The sequence below is a fragment of the Bradyrhizobium sp. 147 genome (assembly GCF_023073935.1).
Lineage (GTDB): Bacteria > Pseudomonadota > Alphaproteobacteria > Rhizobiales > Xanthobacteraceae > Bradyrhizobium.
In genome coordinates, this window is record NZ_JADPKL010000063.1 from 1 (window position 1) to 997 (window position 997).

At 61.2% G+C, this 997-nt stretch carries 1 protein-coding gene; it reads right to left on the minus strand.

All coding sequences use genetic code 11. The annotated features are described in order from the left end of the window. Positions 1 to 17 precede the first annotated feature (17 nt). Positions 18 to 957 (minus strand): IS630 family transposase gene (locus IVA87_RS14110; RefSeq protein ID WP_247333914.1). Its coding sequence is split into 2 segments (ribosomal slippage): positions 18 to 612 and positions 611 to 957, totalling 942 coding nucleotides; the frame shifts between segments, so codons are not numbered across the junction. Between the last annotated feature and the right edge of the window lie 40 nt (positions 958 to 997).

A 997-nucleotide genomic window follows, 5' to 3' on the forward strand; every position in this document is an offset into this window, starting at 1 on the left:
GCTAAAGCGTGATGGCATTAAGTTCGATAGCCTGAATTTTTGAGGTAATTGGCGCATTCGTCGGCGGTGAAGGCATCGAGTGCGTGGCCGATTGCGGCGCAGACCGCATCGACGGTTCGGGCGGCAGCTTTGCGGAGCAGATGCTTGAGCTTGGCAAATACCTGTTCGATCGGGTTCAGGTCGGGCGAGTACTTTGGCAGGAAGAACAGTTTGGCGCCGGCCGAACGGATGAGCTGGCGAACTGCTTTGCTCCTGTGGCTGCCGAGATTATCCAAGACGACGATATCGCCGGGTCGAAGGACCGGCAGGAGAACCTTCGCGACATAGGTGCGAAAGCTCACGCCATCGATCGGCCCCTCGATGAACCATGGTGCATCGATCCGATCATGGCGCAGGGCCGCCAGGAAGGTCATGGTCTTCCAGCGGCCGTGGGGAACCTTGGCGTGAAGTCTGCACCCGCGCGGCGCCCATCCCCGCAAGGGCGCCATATCGGTCCTGGTCCAGGTCTCGTCGATGAAGACCAGCCGCTCAGCTTCGACGCGACTTTGATATTTTGTCCACTGGGCTCGCCGCCGCGCGACCTCGGGTCGATCCCGTTCGCCAGCCGCCACGCTTTTTTTTGAAGCTGAGCTTCTCGGCATGCACGAAGTCCCACACCGAATGGTAGTCGACCTTCAGGCCGCGTCCGGCAAGCTCGGCAACGAGCCCGCGTATCGTGAAATCGCCCTCCTTGATCCGTTGCGACAGCCAGACCGCATGCTCTCCCGAAACCGCCTTCGGCTTATGACCGCCCATCTGGCCCGGAGCAACGCTCCCGGTCTCATCGACCCGCTTCATCCAGCCAATTGCGGTGCTGATCGCGACCCCAAACTGCTTGGCTGCCCGATTGCGGGACATCCCGCCCTCAATCGCGGCCACGACACGCTGGCGAAGATCCAGAGAATAAGGCTTGCCCATCCATGCTGGCCTCCCGCCCAGCCAGCATGGTGAATCAGAA